This window comes from Demequina zhanjiangensis (assembly GCF_030418315.1).
Lineage (GTDB): Bacteria > Actinomycetota > Actinomycetes > Actinomycetales > Demequinaceae > Demequina > Demequina zhanjiangensis.
In genome coordinates, this window is record NZ_JAUHPV010000005.1 from 196,561 (window position 1) to 218,414 (window position 21,854).

20 protein-coding genes are annotated in these 21,854 nt (G+C 69.8%); 15 read left to right on the forward strand and 5 right to left on the reverse strand.

All coding sequences use genetic code 11. From position 1 onward, the window contains the following. The first annotated feature begins 4 nt into the window (after positions 1-4). Together nrdG and QQX04_RS09650 are read left to right on the forward strand one after the other, a co-directional pair. Complete coding sequence (gene nrdG, locus QQX04_RS09645) at positions 5-598, forward strand: anaerobic ribonucleoside-triphosphate reductase activating protein (RefSeq protein ID WP_301128585.1); 594 nt, start codon at positions 5-7, stop codon at positions 596-598. Positions 599-706: 108 nt separating this feature from the next. After that, complete coding sequence (locus tag QQX04_RS09650; protein ID WP_301128587.1) at positions 707-2,353, forward strand: FAD-binding protein; 1,647 nt, start codon at positions 707-709, stop codon at positions 2,351-2,353. 83 nt (positions 2,354-2,436) lie between these two features. Here QQX04_RS09650 and QQX04_RS09655 read toward each other — a convergent pair whose 3' ends face one another. From QQX04_RS09655 to QQX04_RS09670, 4 genes are all read right to left on the reverse strand, one after another. Next, complete coding sequence (locus tag QQX04_RS09655) at positions 2,437-4,164, reverse strand: AMP-binding protein (RefSeq protein ID WP_301128589.1); 1,728 nt, start codon at positions 4,162-4,164, stop codon at positions 2,437-2,439. A 143-nt stretch (positions 4,165-4,307) separates the two neighbouring features. Further along, positions 4,308-5,159 (reverse strand): MaoC/PaaZ C-terminal domain-containing protein, encoded by an 852-nt coding sequence (locus QQX04_RS09660; protein ID WP_301128590.1) that lies wholly within the window; start codon positions 5,157-5,159, stop codon positions 4,308-4,310. Continuing rightward, the gene (locus QQX04_RS09665; RefSeq protein WP_301128592.1) at positions 5,159-6,505 is read right to left on the reverse strand and encodes a 3-oxoacyl-ACP reductase; all 1,347 of its coding nucleotides are present in this window, start codon (positions 6,503-6,505) and stop codon (positions 5,159-5,161) included. The genes QQX04_RS09660 and QQX04_RS09665 overlap by 1 nt, the downstream gene beginning before the upstream one ends. After that, positions 6,505-7,773 carry an acetyl-CoA C-acetyltransferase gene (locus QQX04_RS09670; RefSeq protein ID WP_301128594.1) on the reverse strand — a complete coding sequence of 423 codons (1,269 nt, stop codon included), beginning with the start codon at positions 7,771-7,773 and terminating at the stop codon, positions 6,505-6,507. Before QQX04_RS09670 ends, QQX04_RS09665 begins: the two co-directional genes overlap by 1 nt. 76 nt (positions 7,774-7,849) lie before the next feature. Between QQX04_RS09670 and QQX04_RS09675 the strand changes: the two genes are divergently transcribed. After that, positions 7,850-8,482 carry a TetR/AcrR family transcriptional regulator gene (locus QQX04_RS09675; protein WP_301128596.1) on the forward strand — a complete coding sequence of 211 codons (633 nt, stop codon included), beginning with the start codon at positions 7,850-7,852 and terminating at the stop codon, positions 8,480-8,482. Positions 8,483-8,508: 26 nt separating this feature from the next. Continuing rightward, positions 8,509-10,461 (forward strand): acyl-CoA dehydrogenase family protein, encoded by a 1,953-nt coding sequence (locus QQX04_RS09680; RefSeq protein WP_301128597.1) that lies wholly within the window; start codon positions 8,509-8,511, stop codon positions 10,459-10,461. 22 nt (positions 10,462-10,483) lie between these two features. On the opposite strand, the gene QQX04_RS09685 is transcribed toward QQX04_RS09680, so the two are convergent. Continuing rightward, a complete protein-coding gene (locus QQX04_RS09685; protein WP_301128599.1) occupies positions 10,484-10,978 on the reverse strand; it encodes a glutathione peroxidase in 495 nt (164 codons plus the stop codon). 146 nt (positions 10,979-11,124) lie between these two features. Between QQX04_RS09685 and QQX04_RS09690 the strand changes: the two genes are divergently transcribed. From QQX04_RS09690 to QQX04_RS09740, 11 genes are all read left to right on the forward strand, one after another. Continuing rightward, positions 11,125-12,378 carry an MFS transporter gene (locus QQX04_RS09690; RefSeq protein ID WP_301128601.1) on the forward strand — a complete coding sequence of 418 codons (1,254 nt, stop codon included), beginning with the start codon at positions 11,125-11,127 and terminating at the stop codon, positions 12,376-12,378. Between the two features lie 131 nt (positions 12,379-12,509). Next, positions 12,510-13,721 (forward strand): substrate-binding domain-containing protein, encoded by a 1,212-nt coding sequence (locus tag QQX04_RS09695; protein WP_301128603.1) that lies wholly within the window; start codon positions 12,510-12,512, stop codon positions 13,719-13,721. Between the two features lie 7 nt (positions 13,722-13,728). Next, entirely contained in the window at positions 13,729-14,496 is a 768-nt protein-coding gene (locus QQX04_RS09700) for an ABC transporter ATP-binding protein (protein WP_301128605.1), read from the forward strand. After that, entirely contained in the window at positions 14,493-15,218 is a 726-nt protein-coding gene (locus QQX04_RS09705) for an ABC transporter ATP-binding protein (RefSeq protein ID WP_301128607.1), read from the forward strand. The genes QQX04_RS09700 and QQX04_RS09705 overlap by 4 nt, the downstream gene beginning before the upstream one ends. Further along, positions 15,215-16,093 (forward strand): branched-chain amino acid ABC transporter permease, encoded by an 879-nt coding sequence (locus QQX04_RS09710; protein ID WP_301128609.1) that lies wholly within the window; start codon positions 15,215-15,217, stop codon positions 16,091-16,093. Before QQX04_RS09705 ends, QQX04_RS09710 begins: the two co-directional genes overlap by 4 nt. Before the next feature lie 56 nt (positions 16,094-16,149). Further along, positions 16,150-17,205, forward strand: coding sequence for a branched-chain amino acid ABC transporter permease (locus QQX04_RS09715; RefSeq protein ID WP_301128802.1), 1,056 nt, complete (start codon positions 16,150-16,152; stop codon positions 17,203-17,205). After that, positions 17,202-18,731 carry a class I adenylate-forming enzyme family protein gene (locus QQX04_RS09720; RefSeq protein ID WP_301128611.1) on the forward strand — a complete coding sequence of 510 codons (1,530 nt, stop codon included), beginning with the start codon at positions 17,202-17,204 and terminating at the stop codon, positions 18,729-18,731. The genes QQX04_RS09715 and QQX04_RS09720 overlap by 4 nt, the downstream gene beginning before the upstream one ends. Then, positions 18,728-19,429: a TetR/AcrR family transcriptional regulator gene (locus QQX04_RS09725; protein WP_301128613.1), complete on the forward strand. Its 702-nt coding sequence runs from the start codon at positions 18,728-18,730 to the stop codon at positions 19,427-19,429. Before QQX04_RS09720 ends, QQX04_RS09725 begins: the two co-directional genes overlap by 4 nt. Further along, complete coding sequence (locus QQX04_RS09730; RefSeq protein WP_301128615.1) at positions 19,429-20,181, forward strand: 3-hydroxybutyrate dehydrogenase; 753 nt, start codon at positions 19,429-19,431, stop codon at positions 20,179-20,181. Before QQX04_RS09725 ends, QQX04_RS09730 begins: the two co-directional genes overlap by 1 nt. Then, positions 20,178-21,080, forward strand: a complete 903-nt coding sequence (locus tag QQX04_RS09735) for an alpha/beta hydrolase (RefSeq protein ID WP_301128617.1) — start codon at positions 20,178-20,180, stop codon at positions 21,078-21,080. Before QQX04_RS09730 ends, QQX04_RS09735 begins: the two co-directional genes overlap by 4 nt. Continuing rightward, positions 21,077-21,853, forward strand: a complete 777-nt coding sequence (locus QQX04_RS09740; RefSeq protein ID WP_301128619.1) for a CoA transferase subunit A — start codon at positions 21,077-21,079, stop codon at positions 21,851-21,853. Before QQX04_RS09735 ends, QQX04_RS09740 begins: the two co-directional genes overlap by 4 nt. Position 21,854 lies beyond the last annotated feature (1 nt).

A 21,854-nucleotide genomic window follows, 5' to 3' on the forward strand; every position in this document is an offset into this window, starting at 1 on the left:
GACGATGGCCCGCGATCCCATCCCTCGGCTCTGGGTCGCCGAGAAGGTGAGCCATGGCTACGTCGCCGACTACAAGCCGTTCTCATTCGTGGACGGCGAGGGCGTGCGATGCAGCCTCTACGTGAGCGGATGCCTGTTCAAATGCGACGGCTGCTTCAACGAGGACGCGTGGAGCTTCCGGTGCGGCAGGCCGTACGACGACGCGTTGCAGGAGCAGATCCTCACCGACCTCGCGCACGAGTCCATCCAGGGGCTCTCGCTCCTGGGCGGTGAGCCGTTCCTCAACACCCAGGTGGCGCTGAGCATCGTGACGGCGCTGCGTGAGCGGTTCGGCAGCGCCAAGGACATCTGGTGCTGGACCGGCTATACGTTCGAGGAGCTGATCGTCGACTCGGAGGACAAGCGTGCGCTGCTGTCGCAGATCGACGTGCTCGTCGACGGTCGGTACGAGCATGAGCTCCGTGACCTGACGCTGCCTCACCGGGGCAGCAGGAATCAGCGAGTCCTCGATGCGCGGGCGTCGTTCGCGCACGGCGCTGCGGTTCCCTACTCCCGGATCGAGGATCCGCTCGGGAGGATGGAGCAGCACGTCGCCTGACGCCGTGTGCGCGTGCCCGCCGAGGGCGGGTGGAAGGATCGACGTGCAACCCTTTAGCATGGAGCAACCGGACAACGCTGTCCGGTCTGTCTAGAGGGAGAGACGTAGATGGCTCATTGGGACGAGGAGATCGACCTTCTGGTCGTCGGCACCGGAGCGGCGGCGATGTCCGCCGCGATCGCGGCTGCCGATGAGGGAGTGGAGGTCGTGGTCGTCGAAGGATCCGACAAGTGGGGCGGCTCGACGGCGATGAGCGGCGGCGGCTGCTGGCTCCCCACGCACCCCGCGATGAAGCGACTCGGTGTCGACGACTCGAAGGAGAAGGTGCTCACCTATCTCGACGCATGCGTCGGCACGCCTGAGGAGGTGGGGCCCGCATCGTCACTGCCGCGACGCGAGGCGTTCGTGGACCACGCACCCGTCGTGTTCTCGTGGCTCGAGCGCCACGGCATGGTGTGGAAGCCCGCGAAGGCGTACCCGGACTACTACCCGGACCTGCCCGGCGGCATCGCAGGTGGCCGCACGGTCGAACCTGCGCCGTTCAACACGAAGAAGTTCGGTGACTGGTGGGACTCGGCGCGCAAGGAGCTCCCGCCCATCCCGCTCTTCGCGGGAGACACGTATCTGCTCGCACGCGCGTGGTCGACGTTCTCCGGCATGATCGGTGGCGCGAAGATGGTCTTCCGCACGCTCGGCGGGCTCGTCACCCTCCAGCGGCTCTCGGGGCTGGGGATGTCGCTCGCCGCGCGCCTGATGTGGATCTCCAAGTTCGAGCAGGGGACCGACGTGCGGCTCTCGACGCCCCTCACTGACCTCGTGGTGGAGGACGGTGCGGTCGTCGGCGCGGTTGTCACCGGCCCTGACGGTGAGCGCCGCATCCGTACCCGCAAGGGCGTGCACCTGGGGGCGGGCGGCTTCGATCACAACAAGGAGATGCGCCTGAAGTACCAGGGCGTCGAGGGGAGCTCCTCCGGTAACCCCTACAACACCGGCACCGCGATCGAGATCGGCATGAAGCACGGCGCCGACGTGGCGCTCATGGACGACGCGTGGTGGGGGCCGTCTGTGGCGCCGACGTCCGAGAGCGGTCCGATCTTCCTCGTCTCCGAGCGGTCGATGCCGTACACGATCGTCGTGGACCAGGACGGCAAGCGGTACGTGAACGAGTCCACCAGCTACGTGGACTTCGGCCACGCGATGCTGGAGAACGGCATGGAGCGTTCCGAGCCGAGCTGGATGATCCTGGACCGTCGGCACCGTCGCCGCTACATGAACAACGCGTTCCTCATGGGCTCCAAGAAGTTCTACGACGAGGGTCTCGCGGTGAAGGCGGACACCCTCGAGGAGCTGGCCGAGGCCATGGACGTGCCCAAGGAGAACCTGAAGGCCACGATCCAGCGGTTCAACGGCTTCGCCCGCGACGGCGTGGACCAGGACTACGACCGCGGCCACGACGCGTACGACAACTACTACGGCGACCCCACGCACGGACCCAACCCCAACCTGGGCGAGATCGCCTACGGGCCCTTCGTCGCGATCAAGATCGTGCTCGGCGACCTCGGCACGAAGGGCGGCCTCCTCACCGACGAGCACTCGCGGGTGCTCGACACGAAGGGTGCGGTCATCGACGGGCTGTACGCCGCGGGCAACTGCTCGGCATCCGTGGTCGGACGGACCTATCCGGGCGCCGGGTCGACGCTGGGCCCGGCCCTCGTCTTCGGGTACATCGCGGGCAAGCACGCCGCGACTCGCTGACGTCACGCACGAAGGCCGCCTCCGTCTGCGCGACGGGGGCGGCCTTCGTCATGCGGGCCGGAGCGCGCTCCGGCGCGTCCTGCTCAGTCCTGCGATGCGGCCTCGCGCTCGCGCAGCGCGCGCCGCAGCACCTTGCCCACGTTGGTCTTGGGCATCTCGTCGATGAACTCGATCACGCGGGGGCGCTTGTAGCCGGTGAGCCGCTCCTTGAGGAAGGCCTTGAGCGCCTCCTCGGTCAGCGAGTCGTCGCGGCGCACGATGAAGAGCTTCGGCACCTCGCCCGCACGCTCGTCGGGGATCGGGATCGCGCCCGCCTCCGCCACGAGCGGGTGCATCATGGCGGCGTCCTCGATCTCGCCCGGGTACACGTTGAAGCCGGACGCGACGATGATCTCCTTCTTGCGGTCGACGATGGTGAAGAAGCCGTCCTCGGACATCACCGCGACGTCTCCCGTGAGGAGCCAGCCGTCCTCGGTGAGCACGCGGCTCGTCTCCTCATCGTTGTTCCAGTAACCGCGCATCACCTGCGGCCCCTTCACCGCGAGCTCGCCGGCGGTGCCGATCCCCACGGGGCGCGCCTCGTCGTCCACCACGCGCACGTCGGTGGAGGGCAGGGGGACGCCGATGGTGCCGATCCGCGGCGGGATGTGCGTGGGGTTCACGGAGACGACGGGGGAGGCCTCGGTGAGGCCGTAGCCCTCGATGATCTCGGTGCCGACCGTCTCCTTCCACCGTTCCGCGACCGCGGTGCGGACCGCCATGCCGCCTGCGACGGTGAGGCTGAGCCGCTTGAGATCGATGTCCTTGAACGTCGGCTCGTCGAGGAGGGCGCCAGCGAGGGTGCTGACAAGCATGATCCCGTCGGGACGCGCCTTGTCGAGCTCCTTGACGAACCCCTTGATGTCGCGGGGGTTGGTGATGAGCACGGTGTGGGAGCCGAAGCGGTAGAAGCCCAGGCAGTTCACCGTCAAGGCGAACACGTGATAGAGCGGGAGCGCCGCGATGATCGTCGACTGCCGCTCCTCGCCTAGCGTGGCGCGGATCTGCGCCATGAACTGCTCCTGGTTGGACAGGAGGTTGCGGTGCGTGAGGATGGCGGCCTTGGCGCCTCCCGTCGTGCCGCCCGTGTACTGCAGCAGCGCGATGTCGTCGAGCGTGACCCCGGGGTCGGTGAAACGCTCGGTGCGACCGAGCGCGATGGCCTTGCGGAACGGGACCGCGTGGGGCAGGTGGTAGTCGGGCACCATCTTCTTCACCTTGTCGGCGACGAAGTTCACGATGGTCCGCTTCGGCTGAGGCAGCAGGTCCCCGACCTCGGTGACGATCACATGCTCGATGGACGTCGAGGGGAGCACCTCCTCGACCTTGTGGGCGAAGTTGGCGAGCACCAGGATCGCCCGGGGCTGGGCATCCTTGAAGACGCCCACCATCTCGCGTGTCGTGTAGAGCGGGTTCGCGTTGACGACGACGAGTCCTGCACGAAGCGCCCCGAAGAACGCCACGGGGTACTGCAGCACGTTGGGCATCTGGATGACGAAGCGGTCGCCCTTGTGCAGCCCCAGGTCGTGCTGAAGGAAGGCAGCGAACCTGGTCGCGAGCGCGTCGACCTGGTTGAACGACAGGGTGCCGCCCAGGTTGGAGAACGCCGGCGCATCGCCGTGGGTGGCGGCGGCCGCAGCGGCGAGCTCGCCGAGCGACACCTCGGTCAGCTCAGGAATGGTGCGAGGCACCGAAGGTCCGTAGTAGTCGAACCAGGGACGGTCCTCGCCGCCTACCGGGTCGTCGACGCGACCGTGCGTCGTCTCGTCCATGGGCCATCCTCCTTGACGGTATGAAGTGATGCGCGAGCCGCCGAGGACCGAGCGTGGCTCAGGCCGAGGCCCACACAGGCTACCCGTTCTCAGTGTTGCGTCCACGCCGACCCGCGGGCCTGGTCGGCGTGGAGGGAGCGGACCTAGCGGTCGATCTCCATCACCATGTACGGCCGCGCCCCATCGCGCGACGTGACGGCGGCGTGGAGGACATCGTCGTCCTCGTACGCTCTGAAGCCGACGGTTCCGGGCAGCAGGAGCGGCTTCGCGAACCCGACCCGAACGGTGTACGACTCCGGCAGCCGCTGCTCCAGGGCCGCGAGCGCCCGGGCGTGAGTCCACATCCCGTGGATCACTGGGCGGGGGAAGCCGAAGGCGCGCGCCATCACGCGGCTCGTGTGGATCGGGTTCGGGTCGTGCGAGACGGACCTGTACCGGCGCCCCAGGTCCGCGGGCAGTCGCCAGCGGCCCTGCGGCATGCCGGGCTCGAAGCCGAGGTGCGGCATCTTGGCGGGCTCGCCCGCGACCTCCACCCCGCGGGCGAGGTATGTGCTCACGCCGTCCCAGACCACCTCGTCGTCCACGCGGATCTGGCCCACGAGGTCCACGAGCGCGCCCTTGGCGTGCCGGCGGAGATGATCGGCGCGCACCTCGAGGGTGAGCCGTTCCGTGGCGCCGACGGGCCGGTGCAGCGTCATCTCGTTGCTCACGTGGACCGCCCCCACGAGCCGCACCGAGCTCGACCTGTCGCCGAGCAGATGCACGTGGAGGGGGAAGGTGAGCACGTGCAGCCACGTCGGCGGCACCGTCGAACGCAGGGTGAAGCCGCACACCCGGCTGTACTCCGCGAGGCGGGCGGGGTCGGGCGTCCAGTCCTGCACCACGGCCGCGTGCGCGGGGATGCGCGCGGTGTGCGAACGGGAAGGGAGCAACGCGTGAGCGAACGCGGGACCCATCGCCGGGGGAGCGTTCAACGTCTGTGCCGCGACGGTCATCACGCACCCACCAGGTTCTGACCGCACACCCTGACGACCTGACCGGTGACGCCCTGGGACGCAGGGTCGAGCAGGTATCCGATCGTCTCGGCCACGTCGACGGGTCGACCACCTTGGCTCAGGCTGTTGGACCGCCTGAACACCTCGCGCTGGACGAACGGGATGCGCGCCGTCATGTCGGTCTCGATGAAGCCCGGAGCGACCGCGTTGACAGTGATGCCACGCGCGGCGAGATCGGGGGCCATGGCCTGCACGAGACCCGCGACGCCCGCCTTGGAGGCCGCGTAGTTGGTCTGACCCTTGTTGCCCGCGAGCCCGGAGGTGGACGCGACTCCGACGATCCGGCCGCCGCTGAGCAGCCCACCGTCCACGCTGGGGTCGAGAAGCACCTCGTTGATCCTCATCTGGGAGACGAGGTTGACCTCGAGCACCGAGGCCCATCGCGCCGCGTCGGTGTTGGCGAGCATCTTGTCCCTCGTGATGCCGGCGTTGTGGACGATTCCGTGGATCCCTTCAGCGCGCGCCGCCACATGGGCGGCGATGCGTGCGCCCGCGTCGGGGGCAGTGATGTCCAGCTGGAGGGCCGTCCCGGCCACCTCGTTGGCGACGGCGGCGAGCGACTCCCCTGCGGCGGGGATGTCCACGGCGACGATCGTGGCACCGTCACGCGCGAGCGTCCGTGCGATCGCGGCGCCGATGCCCCGTGCGGCGCCCGTGACCACGATCACGCGCCCGTCGAGAGGGCGCTGGGAGTGAGGCGCGACCTCGTCGGCAGGCTCGACCTGCCACGTCTGGCCGTCCACGAAGGCCGACCGGCCCTGCAGCACGAAGTCGAGCGTCGAGGCGAGCTGCTCGGGGCCTGCGCCCTCGGCCACCCGCACCAGGTTCGACGTGGCCCCCTTGCGCAGCTCCTTGGCGACCGTCCTGTCGATGCCATCGAGCGCGCGGGCGACGGACCGCTGCTCCCAGTCGCCGGTGCCTGGCCGGCCGAGCAGGATGATCCTTCCGGCGCCCTCGAGGCCGCGTACGGCTGGGCGGAGGACCGCACGCAGCTGCTCAAGCTGGTCGACGCGGGTCAGCGCCGTGGCATCGACGACGAGCGCACCGATCCTGTCGCCGTAGCCGGGCACCGGATCGTCGCCCGAGTCGAGCACCGGCGCTTCGTACGGACGGCCGAGCAGTGTGAGCGTGTCCGCGCCGAGCGTGGAGTCGCCGAGGGCGGCCAGCACGATCGGACCGGACGGATAGGTGCGGCCGCGACGAAGCCTGGGCGGCTCCGCGAGCCCGGCCTTGGCGGCGACCTTGCGACCGACGGGGGACGTGAACGCCTTCTCGAGCACTGACATCACACCGCCTCCAGGAGGACGACGAGCCCCTGGCCGCCGGCGGCGCATACCGAGATCAGCCCTCGGGATCCGGGACCGCGCTCGTGCAGCAGCTTCGCGAGCGTGGGGACCAGCCGCGCGCCGGTGGCGGCGAACGGATGCCCGGTGGCGAGCGACGAGCCCGTGACGTTCAGATGGTCGCGGTCGATCGTGCCGATCGCTCCGTCGAGACCGACCGAGGTGCAGTAGTCCTCGTCCTGCCAGGCCTTGAGCGTCGCGGCGACGGTCGAGGCGAACGCCTCGTGGATCTCCACGAGATCCATGTCGGCGATGCTGAGCCCCTGCCGCGCGAGGATCCTTCCGGTGGCCGCGACCGGCGCGAGCAGCAGGTCGGCGCCGGTGGGGTGGTCGACGGCGGCGACCTCAGCGTCGACGATGCGGGCCAGCGCGGGCAGGCCCTGCTCCTTGGCCCAGGCCGCATCGGCGAGGAGGACCGCTGCCGCGCCGTCGGAGAGCGCTGTCGAGTTGCCTGCCGTCATCGTGCCGTTGTCCCCGCCGAACACGGGACGCAGCTTCGCGAGCGCCTCCATGGAGGTCTCAGGCCGAAGGATCGCGTCCTTGGCGAGGCCCAGGTACGGGGTGACGAGGTCGTCGAAGAAGCCTGACTCCCACGCGGCGGCGAGGTGGCGGTGCGAGGAGACGGCGATCTCGTCCTGCTCCTCGCGGGTGACCTGCCAGCGCTCGGTGGTGAGCGCCTGGTGCTCGCCCATCGACAGTCCGGTGCGGGGTTCCTCGACACGGGGCGCCAGGGGAGCGAGGTGGGAGGGACGGAGCTTCGCGAAGGCGGCGAGCCGGGCCTTCGCGGAACGCGCGGCGCTCGCCTGCAGCAGGATGCGGCGGAGCGGGTCGCTCACGGAGATGGGCGCGTCGGATGCCGTGTCCGTGCCTGCGGCGATCCCGTGGGTCAGCTGACCGAGCGCGATCTTGTTCGCGATGTACATGGTCGTCTCGAGCCCGGTGGCGCACGCCTGCTGCAGGTCGCACGCCGGGGTCTCGGGGGCGAGCGCGGAGCTCAGGACAGCTTCGCGGGTGAGGTTGAAGTCGCGCGGATGCTTGAGGACGGCGCCTGCGGCCACCTCTCCTACGCGCGTGCCGGCGAGTCCGTAGCGGGCGACGAGCCCGTCGAGCGCGGACGTGAGCAGATCATGGTTCGAGGCCTCGCGCAGCGGGCCGCCCGACTTGGCGAACGGCGTGCGATTGCCTCCGACCACCACGACGTCGTGGTTCATGGTGCCTCCGTTGAGTGTGGGAACTTCACCGATACCGACGGTAGCAGATACTCCGAGTACGCGGTATATTGACGTCATGACCGGGGTCAGAGTGGACGGCAGGGACACCCGCTGGGCGGAGCACCGCGCGGAGCGGCGACGCGAGCTGGTCTCCCATGCGCTCCGAGCCATCCGCGCCCACGGCGCGAGCGTCGGCATGGACGAGATCGCTGCCCGTGCGGGCACCTCCAAGACCGTCATCTACCGTCACTTCGGCGACAGGGCGGGCCTCTACGCCGCGATCGTGGACTCGGTGCACCACTACATCCACGACGGCCTGACGGCCGCGCTCGAGGCGTCGGAGGCGGGGGACCTGACCTCGCTTGTGCACGACCTGGCCGACGCATACATGCGGCTCGTGGATCGTGACCCGGAGATCTACCGGTTCGTGCTGCACCGCCCACCCTCGGCTGCCGATCCCAGCCTGGATCCGGCAGGCGCCCTGACCGACCTCATGGGCGCTCACGTCGCCGACGCGATCGCAGCCCACCTCGTGATGCGCGGGCTCGATCCCGCTCCGAGCGAGACGTGGGGACACGGCCTCGTCGGGTTCATCCGCGCCTCCGCGGACCACTGGATGGCCTCAGACCCGCGTCCCCCGCGAGACAGCGTCGTCACGCAGATCACCACGCTCTTCGGTCCCGCCTTCATGGAGGCGACCGCTCCCTGACCCCGACACCCATGGAGGTACCGACAATGACGTCGACCGACACCCGCCCCTCATCTCAGACGCCCTCGGAGCGGCTCACGAGCCTCGGCTCCCGGCTGCGCGCCCAGCTCGACGGCCCGTACGGCCATGAGCGCGCGGCGGCCCGCGCGGAGTTCCCCGCTGAGAACCTCCTGCGCGACCCGGAGCTCGGCGTCGAGGAGTCGCGGGACTGGGTCCTCGATCGCCTTCGCGAGCTCGAGGCGGCAGGGTTCGGCTCTGCAGGCGTGCCCGACGGGGCGAACTCGGTCTCGGACCCCCTCACCGCAGTCGTGACCTTCGAGACGCTCGCGCACGGCGATCTCTCGGTCACGATCAAGTCCGGCGTGCAGTTCGGGCTCTTCGGCGGCGCAGTGATGAACCTGGGAACCGAGTGGCACCACGAGACCTACCTGCCGGACATCACCGCCCTGAGGCTCCTCGGGGCCTTCGCGATGACGGAGCTGGGCCACGGGTCCGACGTCCAGCACCTCGAGACCACCTTCACCTACCTGCCCGAGACCGACGAGATCGAGGTGCACTCGCCGACGCCCGGCGCGACCAAGGCCTACCTGGGCAATGCCGCCACCCACGGCACCATGGCGGCAGTGTTCGGCCAGCTTCAGGTGGACGGCGTGAACCATGGCGTGCACACGGTGCTCGTGCCGATACGCGACGATGAAGGTCGGGACGCTCCTGGCGTCACCACGGGCGATCACGGCCATAAGGGGGGACTGCTCGGCGTCGACAACGGCACCCTTCGCTTCGACCACGTGCGCGTGCCTCGCCGCATGCTTCTCAACCGCTACGGCGGCATCGCCGACGACGGGACCTACGAGTCTTCGATCGAGAACCCGAACCGCAGGTTCTTCACCATGCTCGGCACGCTCGTGAGGGGGCGGGTCTGCATCGCAGCCGGCTCCGGCATCGCCGCGCGCCGCGCGCTGTCGATCGCCGTCCGCCACGGCTTGCGGCGCCGCCAGTTCCCGGCGCCCGGGCGTCCGGAGGGGGTGCTGCTCCTCGACTACCAGACCCATCAGCGACGCCTGCTGCCGCTCGTGGCGCGCAGCTATGCGCTCGGCTTCGCGCAGAACGAGCTGACGGGCCGCCTGATCCACATCCAGGGCGGGGGAGAGCACACCGAGGAGGACCAGCGCGAGCTCGAGCTGCGCGCCGCGGGCCTCAAGGCGATGACCTCACGCTTCGCGAACGACGCGGTCCAGGAGGCCCGCGAGGCCTGCGGCGGAGCCGGGTACATGAGCGAGAACCGCATCGTCGGCATCCGCGAGGACGTGGACGTGTTCGCCACGTTCGAGGGTGACAACACGGTGCTCCTGCAGCTCGTGGCCAAGGGCATGCTCGGCGGCTACGCGGAGGAGTGGAAGGCGCTCGATCGCGCGGGCGTGATGCAGGCGACCACGCGCATGGTCGGCGAGGCAGTCGGGGAGCGAACGTCAGCCCGCCTGCTCTCGCAGAGGCTCGCCGACACCGCGCGCCGGGGGCCTGAGAGCACGACCCTCGTGGATCGCGGCTGGCACGCGCTCATGTTCGAGGAGCGCGAGAAGCATGCGCTCGGATCGCTCGCGCGCCGCATCCGCGCCGCCACGAAGGGAGGGGGAGACCGCTTCGAGGCGATCAACCGCCTGGGTGGGCACATGCAGTTCGTCGCGAGGGCGCACGTGGAACGGCTCGTGCTCGAGGCCTTCATGGAGGCGCTCGACGCGTGCGAGGACCCCGAGACGAGGGACGTGATGGAGCGCGTGTGCTCGCTCTACGCGCTCAGCTCGATCCACGAGGACCGGGCCTGGTTCATGGAGCACCAGAGGATCTCCACCGGCCGGTCGAAGGCGATCGGCGACCAGATCGATGCCCTGTGCCGCGAGCTGCGGCCCCACGCGCTGCCGCTCGTCGAGGGGCTCGGTGTCCCCGCGGAGTGGCTGCGGGCGGCGATCCTCGAGGACTGAGCGGTGCCGCGCCGGGCCTCCGTCAGCGGGCGAGCTCGGCGCGGATGTCCTCAGCGATCGCGGCGGGCTCGGTGGTGGGCGCGTAACGGCGCACCACCGAGCCGTCGCGAGCCACCAGGAACTTGGTGAAGTTCCACTTGATGGGACCGCCCGTGAGCACGCCCCGCGTCTCCTTCTTCAGCCATCGGTAGAGCGGGTGCGCGTGCGGCCCGTTGACGTCGATCTTGTCGAACATCGGGAAGCTCACGCCGTAGTTCCGCTGGCAGAAGTCCCCGATCTGCTCCGCGTCGCCGGGCTCCTGGCCCGCGAACTGGTTGCAGGGGAATCCGAGGATCTCCAGGCCCTCCTCGCGCAGGTCCTGGTACAGCGACTCCAGCCCCTCGAACTGCGGGGTGAGCCCGCACTTCGACGCAGTGTTGACCACCAGCACCACCTTGCCGACGTACTGCTCGAGCGGCTGGTCGGTGCCGGTGAGGTCGATGGCGCGGAAGTCTCCGAGATGAGCGGTGGTTGTCATGTCCACGAGTCTCGCATGAGAGCGCCCCCGGCTGAAGGCCCCCGCCGCCGGAACACTTCTGCACACCTGTAGCGTTGCACCTGGCGCGCACCGCGCCCTGCTCGACGGCGAGCGACCTGTCCGTCCCCTCTCAGATCGGCGTCGTCATGACCGCACTCAGCCCCGCCCGCACACGCCTCGCGCTGCTGGCGCTCGCTCTTGGAGGCTTCGGGATCGGTGCGACCGAGTTCGTCGCCATGGGCCTGCTGCCGGACATCGCGCGCGACCTGCTTCCTTCTCTGTACGCGGAGGACCCGGACGCAGCGCTCGCCCGTGCCGGTCTGATCATCTCGGCGTACGCGGCCGGTGTCGTCGTCGGGGCTCCGGCGATCGCCGCGTTCGCCGCACGCTTCCCGCGCAAGAGGCTGCTGACCGTGCTTGCCGTGGTGTTCACCGTCGGGACCGTGGCGTCCGCGCTCGCCCCGACGTTCGAGCTCGTGGTGGCAGCACGATTCGTCGCGGCGCTGCCGCACGGCGCGTACTTCGGCGTCGCGGCGCTCGTGGCAGCCGAGCTCATGGGGCCGGGAAAGCGCGGCCGTGCGGTCGCGCTGGTCCTCACGGGCCTCACGGTGTCGAACGTGGTGGGCGTTCCCACCATCACCTACCTGGGCCAGCAGGCGGGATGGCGTGTCGCGTATCTCGCGGTCGCCGCGATCTTCGCGGCCACCACCGTCGCGATCCTCGCGGTCGTGCCGTGGCAGGCGGGGGACCCTGCGGCCACCGTCCGGCGCGAGCTGGGGGCGCTGGCGCGTCCCGCGGTGTGGCTCGCGCTTCTCACGGGAGCGCTGGGGTTCGGTGGATTCTTCGCCGTCTACAGCTACGTCTCGCCCCTGGCGACCGGCGTCACCGGCACTGCCGAGTCGTTCGTGCCGTGGGCGTTGGTGACCCTCGGCCTGGGAATGACCGCCGGCAACCATGTGGGCGGAAGGCTTGCGGACAGCAGTCCGATGCGGGCCGTCTTCCTGCTGTTCGGCGGGTTCGCGGCCTCGCTGCTGGTCCTGATACTCGCGGCGGCGACCGTGCCCGGTCTGCTCGCGGGGCTGTTCCTTGTGGGGGCCTCCTCGGCGGCGCTGTCGCCTGCGGTGCAGACGCGGCTCATGGACGTCGCGGGGGAGAGCCAGACCCTCGCGGCGGCGCTCAACCACTCGGCGCTGAACATCGGAAACAGCCTGGGAGCCTTGCTGGGCGGCGTCGTCATCGCGGCGGGCTGGGGCTATCTCGCACCGGCATGGCTGGGGCTCGTGCTGTGCGTGCCCGGCGTGCTGTTCGCGCTCGCCGGATGGGCCGTCACGCGCCGGTCGGCCCCCTCGGCGCCTGCCGAGCCGACGCGCGAGCACGTGCGTGTCGGCGCCGCCGAATAGCCTGCTAGTCGCTCGTATTGGTGGACGTGTCACCCGGTTCCCTTGACAGGACTTTGGTCCCGGTCTAGCGTCAGCAGCAACCTGAATCACCTTTCAGGTCAGGACCCTTCAATGGCGAAAGGTACCCACCGATGCGTGCTACAAAGACGTTGCTCGCGGGGGCCGCAGCAGTCGCTGCGCTCACGATCGCAGGATGCGCTCCCTCCGAGACCGAGGCGGACACCACGACGTCCGCATCCGATGCCGCTGAGACGACCACCGAGGTCACAGTCGGCATCATCACCTCCGAGACCGGCGTCCTCGCCGGCTACGGAGAGCAGTACCTCGCGGGCTTCCGCGCAGGACTGGACTACGCGACCGACGGCACGAACATGGTGGGCGACACCATGATCAACGTCGACTATCGCGACGACGCAGGCGATGTCGACAAGGCCGTGACGATCACCAAGGAGCTGATCGGATCGGGCGTGAACATCATCGCCGGAACCGTCTCCTCCGGCGTCGCGCTCTCCGTCGCGGAGCAGGCCGAGCAGAACCAGGTGCTCTACATCTCCGGCCCTGCAGCCGCAGACGCGATCACCGGCATCAACGACTACACGTTCCGCTCAGGTCGCCAGTCCTCCCAGGACGTCGCGACCGCAGGAACGTTCCTGGACGACATCGCGGGCAAGGACGTCCTCGTCTTCGCTCAGGACTCGGCGTTCGGACAGGGCAACGTCGCAGCCGTCGATGCGATCCTCGGCACCCAGGGTGCGACGGTGGACTCACTGCTCGTCGCCGAGGACGTCACCGAGTTCACGACGTTCGCCCAGCAGGTCGTCGACGCCGATCCTGACCTCGTGTTCGTCGCCTGGGCCGGCGCCACCTCCGGTGCGATGTGGGAGGCGATGAGCCAGCAGGACGTGTTCGCCAGCATCCCGGTCGTCACCGGACTCGGCGACGCCGCCACCTTCGGCGCGTACGGCGCGGCGAGCGAGCAGATCTCGTTCCTCAACCACTACTTCGCGGGCGGACCGTCGAACTCCGTCAACGACGCGATGGTCGCGGCGATCGAGGCCGAGGGCGGCACCGCCGACCTCTTCAGCCCCGACGGATTCAACGCCGCGCTCATGATCGTCCACGCGATCGAGGCAGGCTACGACGACGTCGACGCCATGATCTCCGCCCTCGAGGGCTGGACCTTCGACGGGCCGAAGGGCACCACGACGGTCCGTGCAGGTGACCACGCCCTCATCCAGGAGATGTACCAGGTCTCCCTCGTCGCCGACGGCGACAGCTACGCGCCGGAGCTGCTCTCGACGGTCGCGGCTGACGACGTGGCCCCCGCCGAGGCGACGGAGTAGCCCCGGCATGAGCACCACCAGCCAGCCTCCTTCCCTGCAGGTCGAGGGCGTGGGCCTCCGCATCGGCGGAGCCACGATCCTCGACGGGGTGGACCTCGACGTCGCGCCAGGCGCGATGATCGGAGTGATCGGACCCAACGGTGCAGGCAAGACCACGCTGTTCAACGTGATCTCCGGCATCATGCGGCCGACGGCTGGCAGCGTGACCCTGGGCGGCACCGACATCACCTCGATGTCGGTGCCCGCTCGGGCCCGCGCGGGCCTGGGACGCACGTTCCAGACCTCGAGCTACTTCCCACGGCTGAGCGTGCGCGAGAACGTGCGCATCGCGGCCCAGGTGCAGCTCGGCGGCAACTACACCTTGTTGAGGTTCCCCCGCCGAGGCGACGAGGCGACCCGCCGCGCCGAGGAGGCCCTCGAGGCCGTCGGCCTCTCGCACCGCCTCGACACTCCCGCCGGGGACATCTCCCACGGCGACAAGCGCAAGCTTGAGATCGCCACCCTGATGGCGATCGACACAGGCATCGCCCTGCTCGACGAGCCGATGGCAGGCGTCGGCTCCGGAGACGTCGACGGTCTCGTCGCCCGCATCCGCGAGCTCCACGGGGGCGGACGCCGCACAGTCCTCATGGTCGAGCACCACATCGACGTGCTGCTCGGCCTGGTCGACATGGTCGCCGTCATGCACGGCGGGTCGATCCTCGCCTACGACACCCCGGAGCAGATCATGAGCAACCCGGTCGTCCAGAGCGCCTACCTGGGGAACGCCGCATGAGCGAGCCGATCCTCACGGTCGACGGCATGAGCGCCTCGATCGGTGGGCAGCAGGTCGTGGAATCGGTCACCTTCGAGGTGCCGAGCACCGGTATCACCGCCGTGCTCGGCCGCAACGGCGTCGGCAAGACGTCGACGCTGCGCGGCATCCTCGGGCTGATCAAGCGTCAGGGCCGCGTGACGCTCGCGGGCGACAGGATCGACCACGAGCCGACGCACAAGATCGTGCGGCGCGGCATCGGATACGTGCCCGAGGACCGCGAGGTCTTCGCCTCGCTCACCGTCGCCGAGAACTTCGCCCTCGCCGAGCGTCAGGCCGCGCCGCGCCGCGAGTTCGTCGCCGAGCTCTTCCCGGACCTGGTCGCCCGCAGCAAGCAGATGGCCGGCACGCTCTCCGGTGGTCAGCAGCAGATGGTCTCGGTCGCCCGAGCCCTGCTGAACGACAACCGCCTGCTGCTGGTCGACGAGCCCACCAAGGGCTTGGCCCCCAGGATCGTCGGCGAGGTGGCCGACGCGCTCGAGGAGGCCTCGCACACGGTCCCGATGCTGCTCGTCGAGCAGAACCTCGAGGTCGTGCGCCGACTCGCGACCGATGCGATCGTGATTGACAGCGGCCGCGTCGTCCACCGCGGCGACGCCAAGGAGCTGCTTGACGACGCCGCGCTCACCAAGCGTCTGCTCGGAGTGCACGGCGAGGCTCCGGCGGGGGAGGCGCACGCATGAGCACCCTCGTCCTCGTCCTCGCCACCGGCGTCGGGCTCGGCGCCCTCTACTTCCTCGTCGCCTCGGGCCTGAGCCTGATCTACGGGCTCATGCACGTCCTCAACTTCGCGCATGGCGTCTTCCTCACCCTCGGCGCGTTCATCGGCTGGGAGGCAGCACAGCGCATGGGCGCGTCGGGCTGGGCCGCCTTCGTGGTGTCGATCCTCGTGGGCGGCATCGTCGGCACCCTCTTCGCGACCGTCACCGAGCTCGCGCTGATCAGGCCGCTCTACGAGAGGCACATCGAGCAGGTGCTCGTGACAGTCGGCCTCGCGTTCGCGGCCGTCGCGCTCTTCGAAGGCATCTGGGGCTCGGACCCGCTCTACATCTCCGGGCCCGCGTGGCTCGACGAGACCACCTCGCTGCTCGGGGCACGCATCCCGAACGTCTACTTCGTCCTCATGATCGCGGCGACCGCGCTTCTGGCCAGCCTCGTCGTGTTCCTCAAGTACACGCGCTTCGGCATGATCATCCGCGCAGGCGTCGAGAACAGGGCGATGGTGACGGCCCTCGGCATCGACGTGAAGAAGTCCTTCACGCTCGTCTTCGCCATCGGCGGCTCGGCAGCAGGCGTCGGCGGCGTGCTCGCCGCGCACTACACCGGCTACGTGTCGGCCCACCTCGGACAGGGCCTGCTGATCTTCGCGTTCATCGTCACCGTCATCGGAGGTCTGGGCTCCCTCGCCGGCGCGGCGATCGCGTCAGTGCTCGTCGCCGTGCTTCAGCAGCTCGCCAACTACTACCTGGGTGGCACCGGCGACTTCATCGTCGTCGCCGCCCTCGCCGTCGTCCTCCTGGCACGACCCAGGGGACTGCTCGGAAGGAGGCCCGCGTGAACGCGCTCATCCGCTCCTACGGAGCCGCGGCGTTCGGGGTCGCGCTCGTAGTCCTCATGGCCCTGCTTCCCTTGCTCAACATCTCCATCCCCGGGGTCCTGCCGACGCCCACCTACCAGCCCGGTGCGCTGGCGATGCTCTCGCTCGCCATGGTGTTCTCGGCGCTCGCGCTGTCCTACAACATGCTGCTCGGCACGGGAGGCATGCTCTCGTTCGGTCACGCGCTCTACTTCGGCGCCGGCGCCTACGGTCTGGGCATCATCCTCGCCAACCTCGGCGTGCCGCTGTGGCCGGGAGTGGTGCTCGCGCTCGTGGGCGGCCTCGCGATCGCCTTTGTCACGGGCGCGATCAGCATGCGGGTCACGGGGATCCCCTTCGCCATGGTGACGCTCGCGTTCGCCCAGGCCGGATCGGTCCTGGTGCGGCGCAACTCGTCGATCACCGGTGGAGAGGAGGGGCTCTCGCTTGAGACCGACCATGTGCCCGACTTCCTGGTCGGGGTCGCGAACACGCGCAACCTCTACTGGCTCACGCTCGCGCTCCTCGTGGTCGTCTACCTGGTAGCTCTGTGGGTCGATCGCTCACGGCTCGGGCATCTCGCGTCCGCTGCCCGTGAGAACGAGCTGAGACTGCGTGTGCTCGGTCTTGAGCCGAACCGCGCGAAGCTGGTGCTGTTCCTCATCGCCGCGGTCTCCGCCTCGTTGGCCGGCGTGGGGTACATCCTCCTCCAGTCAGGCACAGTGCCTCGAGCCGTGTCGGCCGACCTCACCATCACGGTGCTCGTGATGGTGGTGCTGGGCGGGGTCGGCTACCGCTGGGGTGCGATCCTCGGAGGGTTCCTCTACACGGTGCTCGACCAGCGCCTCACGGTGCTCGCGGGATCCGAGGCGATCGAGTCGCTGCCATCGGTGCTCAGGGTGCCGCTCAGCGAGCCGCTCTTCCTCCTGGGTACGCTCTTCATCCTCGTCGTGATGTTCCTGCCGGGCGGCATCGCCGGCACCGTGCAGTCATGGTGGGCCCGCCGCAGCGGCGGTCGCCCGCGCGACGAGCTGGGGGAGCTCGAGGACGACGCCGAGGAGGTCCTCGAGCCGGCGGAGACGAGGCGGTCATGACGTCCTCCCGCCACACCGTCGGCCGCTGGCTGCTCGACTCTGCGGACCGTCGGCCAGCCCACCCGGCGATCGACGACAGGGGTGTGGTCCTCACCTACAAGGAGGTGGCGGCCCGTGCCCGGGACCTCGCCGCCCGCCTCGCGGGCGCCGGCTACGGCGCGGGGGACCGCATCGCCACGGTGTCGGGCACGTCGGCCGATCACGTCGTCGCGTTCTTCGCATGCGCTCTCACCGGGCTCACCTTCGCACCGCTGTCGGTACGCCTCGCTCCCGCGGAGCTCGGTGCGCTGCTCACCCGGACGGACCCGGCGTTGATCCTGGTGGACGAGGAGCACGAGCGGCTGCTCGCCTCCGCGCTCGAGGCGGAGCCGCAACGGTGCCCGCGTGCGTCGCTCGGCACCGCGGGAGTCGAGAGCCACGCGCCTGGGAGCGCACGGCCCACGCCCGCACGCGCCGCCGCGGACTCCGATCCGCTGCTGCTGATCTTCACCTCCGGTGCCGAGGCGGCGCCCAAGGGGGTCCTGCTCAGCCACGAGGCCTGCTTCTGGACCAACCTTGCGCTCGACCAGGCGATGCCTCTGCGCGAGGACGACGTCGTGCTGTGCGTGCTGCCGCAATATCACGTGGCGGCATGGAACGTGCAGCCGCTTCTTGCATGGCGCACCGGAGCCACAGTCGTGCTCGAGCGCGGCTTCTCGCCCTCGCGCGTGCTGAGCCTGCTCGAGACCCGGGGCGTGACCGCGATGATGGGCGTCCCCACGCAGTACAGGCTGCTGCTCGACGATCCCGCGTGGGACCAGACCGATCTCGCCACCCTCAGACTCGCCGTCTCAGGTGGCGCACGGCTGTCGCCAGAGGTCGCGCAGGCATGGCGAGAGCGTGGCACGCCGTTGACACCCGGCTACGGACTGACAGAGGCCGGGCCCAACACCCTCCACCTTCCGGCGGCGCAGGCGGCCGACGCCCCAGAGGCCGTCGGCGTGCCGTACCCGCACGTGGAGGTGTCGCTGCGCGATCCCGAGTCGGGGCTCGTGCTCGAGGGCGCAGCCGCCGGCGAGCTGTGGGTGCGCTCCCCGTCGCTCTTCAGCGGATACCTCGACGACCCCGCCGCGACCGCGCAGGTCCTCACGGACGGCTGGCTCCGCAGCGGCGACCTCGCGTCCCGGGACGAGTCCGGCCGCTACTCGATCGTCGACCGGATCAAGGACATCTACATCTCCGGCGGGGAGAACGTCGCGCCCGCGGAGGTCGAGCGGGTGCTCGAGTCGCACCCGCTGGTCGCGCGCGCCGCCGTCGTCGGAGTTCCCGACGACGTCTGGGGAGAGCGAGGCGCCGCCTTCGTGCGGCCCGTCGCCGGAGCAGTCCTCACGCGAGACGAGATGGAGGCGCACGCACGCTCCCTGCTCGCCGGATTCAAGGTGCCCGTCCAGTTCACCATCGTCGAGGACCTGCCCACAGGGACGCTCGACAAGGTCGAGAGGCGCCACCTGCGGGAGCGTGCCGTCGCCGAGAGGAGGACCCGATGACCCAGCTCGACGAGCAGGAGGAGGTTCCCGTCTCGCAGGCGACAGGGAAGCCTCTCACCACGCGCGGCCAGGCCACGCGAAGGCGCCTCCTCGAGGCCGCGGAGGAGGTCTTCGCCGACGCCGGCTATCACGAGGCGTCGATCGTGCGCATCACCGAGCGCGCGGGCATCGGACTCGGCACCTTCTACCTGTACTTCGACTCGAAGCAGACGATCTTCGAGGCGCTCGTGCTCGACCTCAACAGCCGTGTGCGACAGGCCATGTCGACCGCCATGGAGGGCGCACGGGACCGCATGGAGGCGGAGCGGCTCGGCTTCGAGGGGTTCTTCCGCTTCACCGCGGAGCACCCTGCGCTGTACCGGGTCGTCCGGGAGGCCGAGCTCGTCTCGCCCGAGACCATGCGTGAGCACTACGCGAGGATCGTCGCCGGCTACCGGGAGGGACTCACCGCCGCGCAGCACGATGGCGAGATCGACGCTGAGCTCGATCCCGAGGTGACGGCCTGGGCCCTCATGGGCATCGGCGAGCTCATCGGGATGCGCTACGTGCTGTGGGAGCGGGACGCGGGCGGGCAGGCGCCGCAGGCGATCGACCCCGCCGTGCTCGACGCGGCGATGCGGGTGATCGACGGCGCGCTCCGTCGGGGACCGCGCCACGACGCCGCAGACAAGACCACCGGATCCGACGAGGAGGCGTGATGGCCGAGCAGGACATGACGGGTCGCAGGGCCCTGGTGACGGGCGGGGCGAGCGGGATCGGCCTCGCATGCGCGCGTGCGTTCGCTGCGAGGGGTGCCGCCGTCACGATCGCCGACTTCAACGAGGAGGCTGCACATCGGGCCGCAGACGAGGTCTCGGGCACCGCATGGGTGGTCGACCTGTCGGACACCGAGTCGCTCGACGATCTCGAGCTCGACGTGGACGTCATCGTCAATAACGCGGGCATCCAGCGCGTCAGCCCGCTCGAGGACTTCCCTCCGGATGCCTTCAGGCTCATCCAGGACCTGATGCTCGTCTCGCCCTTCCTCCTCATCCGCGCCGCCTTGCCGGGGATGTATGAGCGGGGGTGGGGACGGATCGTGAACCTCTCCTCGGTGCACGGGCTTCGGGCCTCGCCCTTCAAGTCGGCGTACGTGGCCGCCAAGCATGGGCTTGAGGGCCTGTCCAAGGTGACGGCGCTTGAGGGCGGCCCCCACGGGGTGACCTCCAACTGCATCAACCCCGGGTACGTGCGGACGCCGCTCGTGGAGAAGCAGATCGCAGATCAGGCGAGGGTCCACGGCATCCCCGAGTCCGAGGTCGTCGAGAAGGTGATGCTCACCGAATCCGCGGTGAAGCGCCTGGTCGAGCCGTCGGAGGTCGCGTCCCTCGCCTGCTGGCTGGCGTCGGACGACGCCGGCATGGTCACCGGGGCCTCGTACACGATGGACGGCGGATGGTCGGCCCGATGACGAAGCGAGAGATCGATGTCGCCGTGGACGGAGGCAACCTTCGTGTCGCGGTCTGGGAACCGGACGGAGCGGTGCGGGGCGAGGTGGTCGCGGTGCACGGGATCACGTCGTCCCACCTCGCGTGGCAGTGGCTCGCGGACGCGGCACCGGACCTGCGCATCGTCGCTCCCGACCTCCGTGGGCGCGGACGCTCGCAGGAGGTCGCGCCGGGGCAGGGGATGGCGACGCACGCCGACGACCTCGCCGCGGTGGTCGAGACGCTCGGGCTCGACAGGCCCGTGCTGCTCGGCCATTCGATGGGAGCGTTCGTGTCTGTCGTCGCCGCGCACCGCCACCCCGACATCGCGAGGGCGCTGATCCTCGTGGACGGCGGTCTCCCGCTCGGGATCCCCGAGGGCGTCACCGCCGACCAGGCGATGACCCAGGTGCTCGGCCCCACAGCGCAGCGGCTCCAGATGCGTTTCGCGGACGTCGACGCCTACCTGGACTTCTGGCACCAGCATCCGGCCTTCACCGAGGCGTGGTGCGCCGAGCTCGAGGACTACTTCGCGTACGACCTCGTGCCCGCCGACGGCTCGCTCCGTCCCGCGACGTCCTACGACACGACGGCGCGTGACACCGAGGATCTGATCGCCGGGGAGGACCTGCCCCGCGCGTGGAAGGCGCTGGCTCTTCCCACCTGGATGCTCACGGTCCCCCGCGGGCTCACCGACCAGCCTCCGGGCCTGTACCCGGAGCCCCTGCTCGCCCCGCTGCTCGAAGGCACGGACGTGCGGCACACCCGGAATCCCGACTTCAACCACTACACGATCACCATGACGCCCGAAGGGGCGGCCACGGTGGCGGAGCTGCTCGACGATGCGCTGCTCGCCACCCCGGTTCGAGGAGGACAGGCATGACTGGCAAGACAGTCGCGACCGCCGCCGAAGCGGTCGCGGACATTCACGACGGCGCCTCGCTCGCCGTCGGCGGCTTCGGGCTGTGCGGCAACCCCATGGCGCTCATCGACGCGCTCCTCGCGCAGGGCACGACCGATCTCTCGGTCGTGTCCAACAACTGCGGAGTCGACGACTGGGGGCTGGGTGTCCTGCTCGGTGCCGGCCGGCTCCGCAAGATGACCTCGTCGTACGTGGGGGAGAACAAGGAGTTCGAGCGCCAGTTCCTGTCCGGCGAGCTCGAGGTCGAGCTGACGCCGCAGGGCACGCTCGCCGAGAAGCTCCGCGCCGGCGGCTCGGGGATCGCGGGCTTCTTCACCCAGACGGGAGTGGGCACGCAGGTCGCGGAGGGCGGGCTTCCGCGAAGGTACGACGGCACCGGCGCGGTCGCCGTCGCGTCGCCTCCTAAGGAGGTCCGCACCTTCGACACCGCGCGCGGTCCCCGGGAGTTCGTCCTCGAGGAGGCGATCACCACCGACTTCGCCCTCGTGCACGCCGCTGTCGGCGACACCCTCGGCAACCTCGTGTTCCACAGCTCGGCAAGGAACTTCAACCCCCTCGCCGCGATGGCCGGCCGGGTATGCATCGCCCAGGTCGAGACGCTCGTGGAGCCAGGGGAGATCCCGGCCGACGCCGTCCACCTTCCGGGCGTGTACGTGCACAGGATCCTCGAGGTGGGCACCGACATCGAGAAGCGCATCGAACGGCGCACCGTCGCCGAGAACGGAGCGAGCTGAC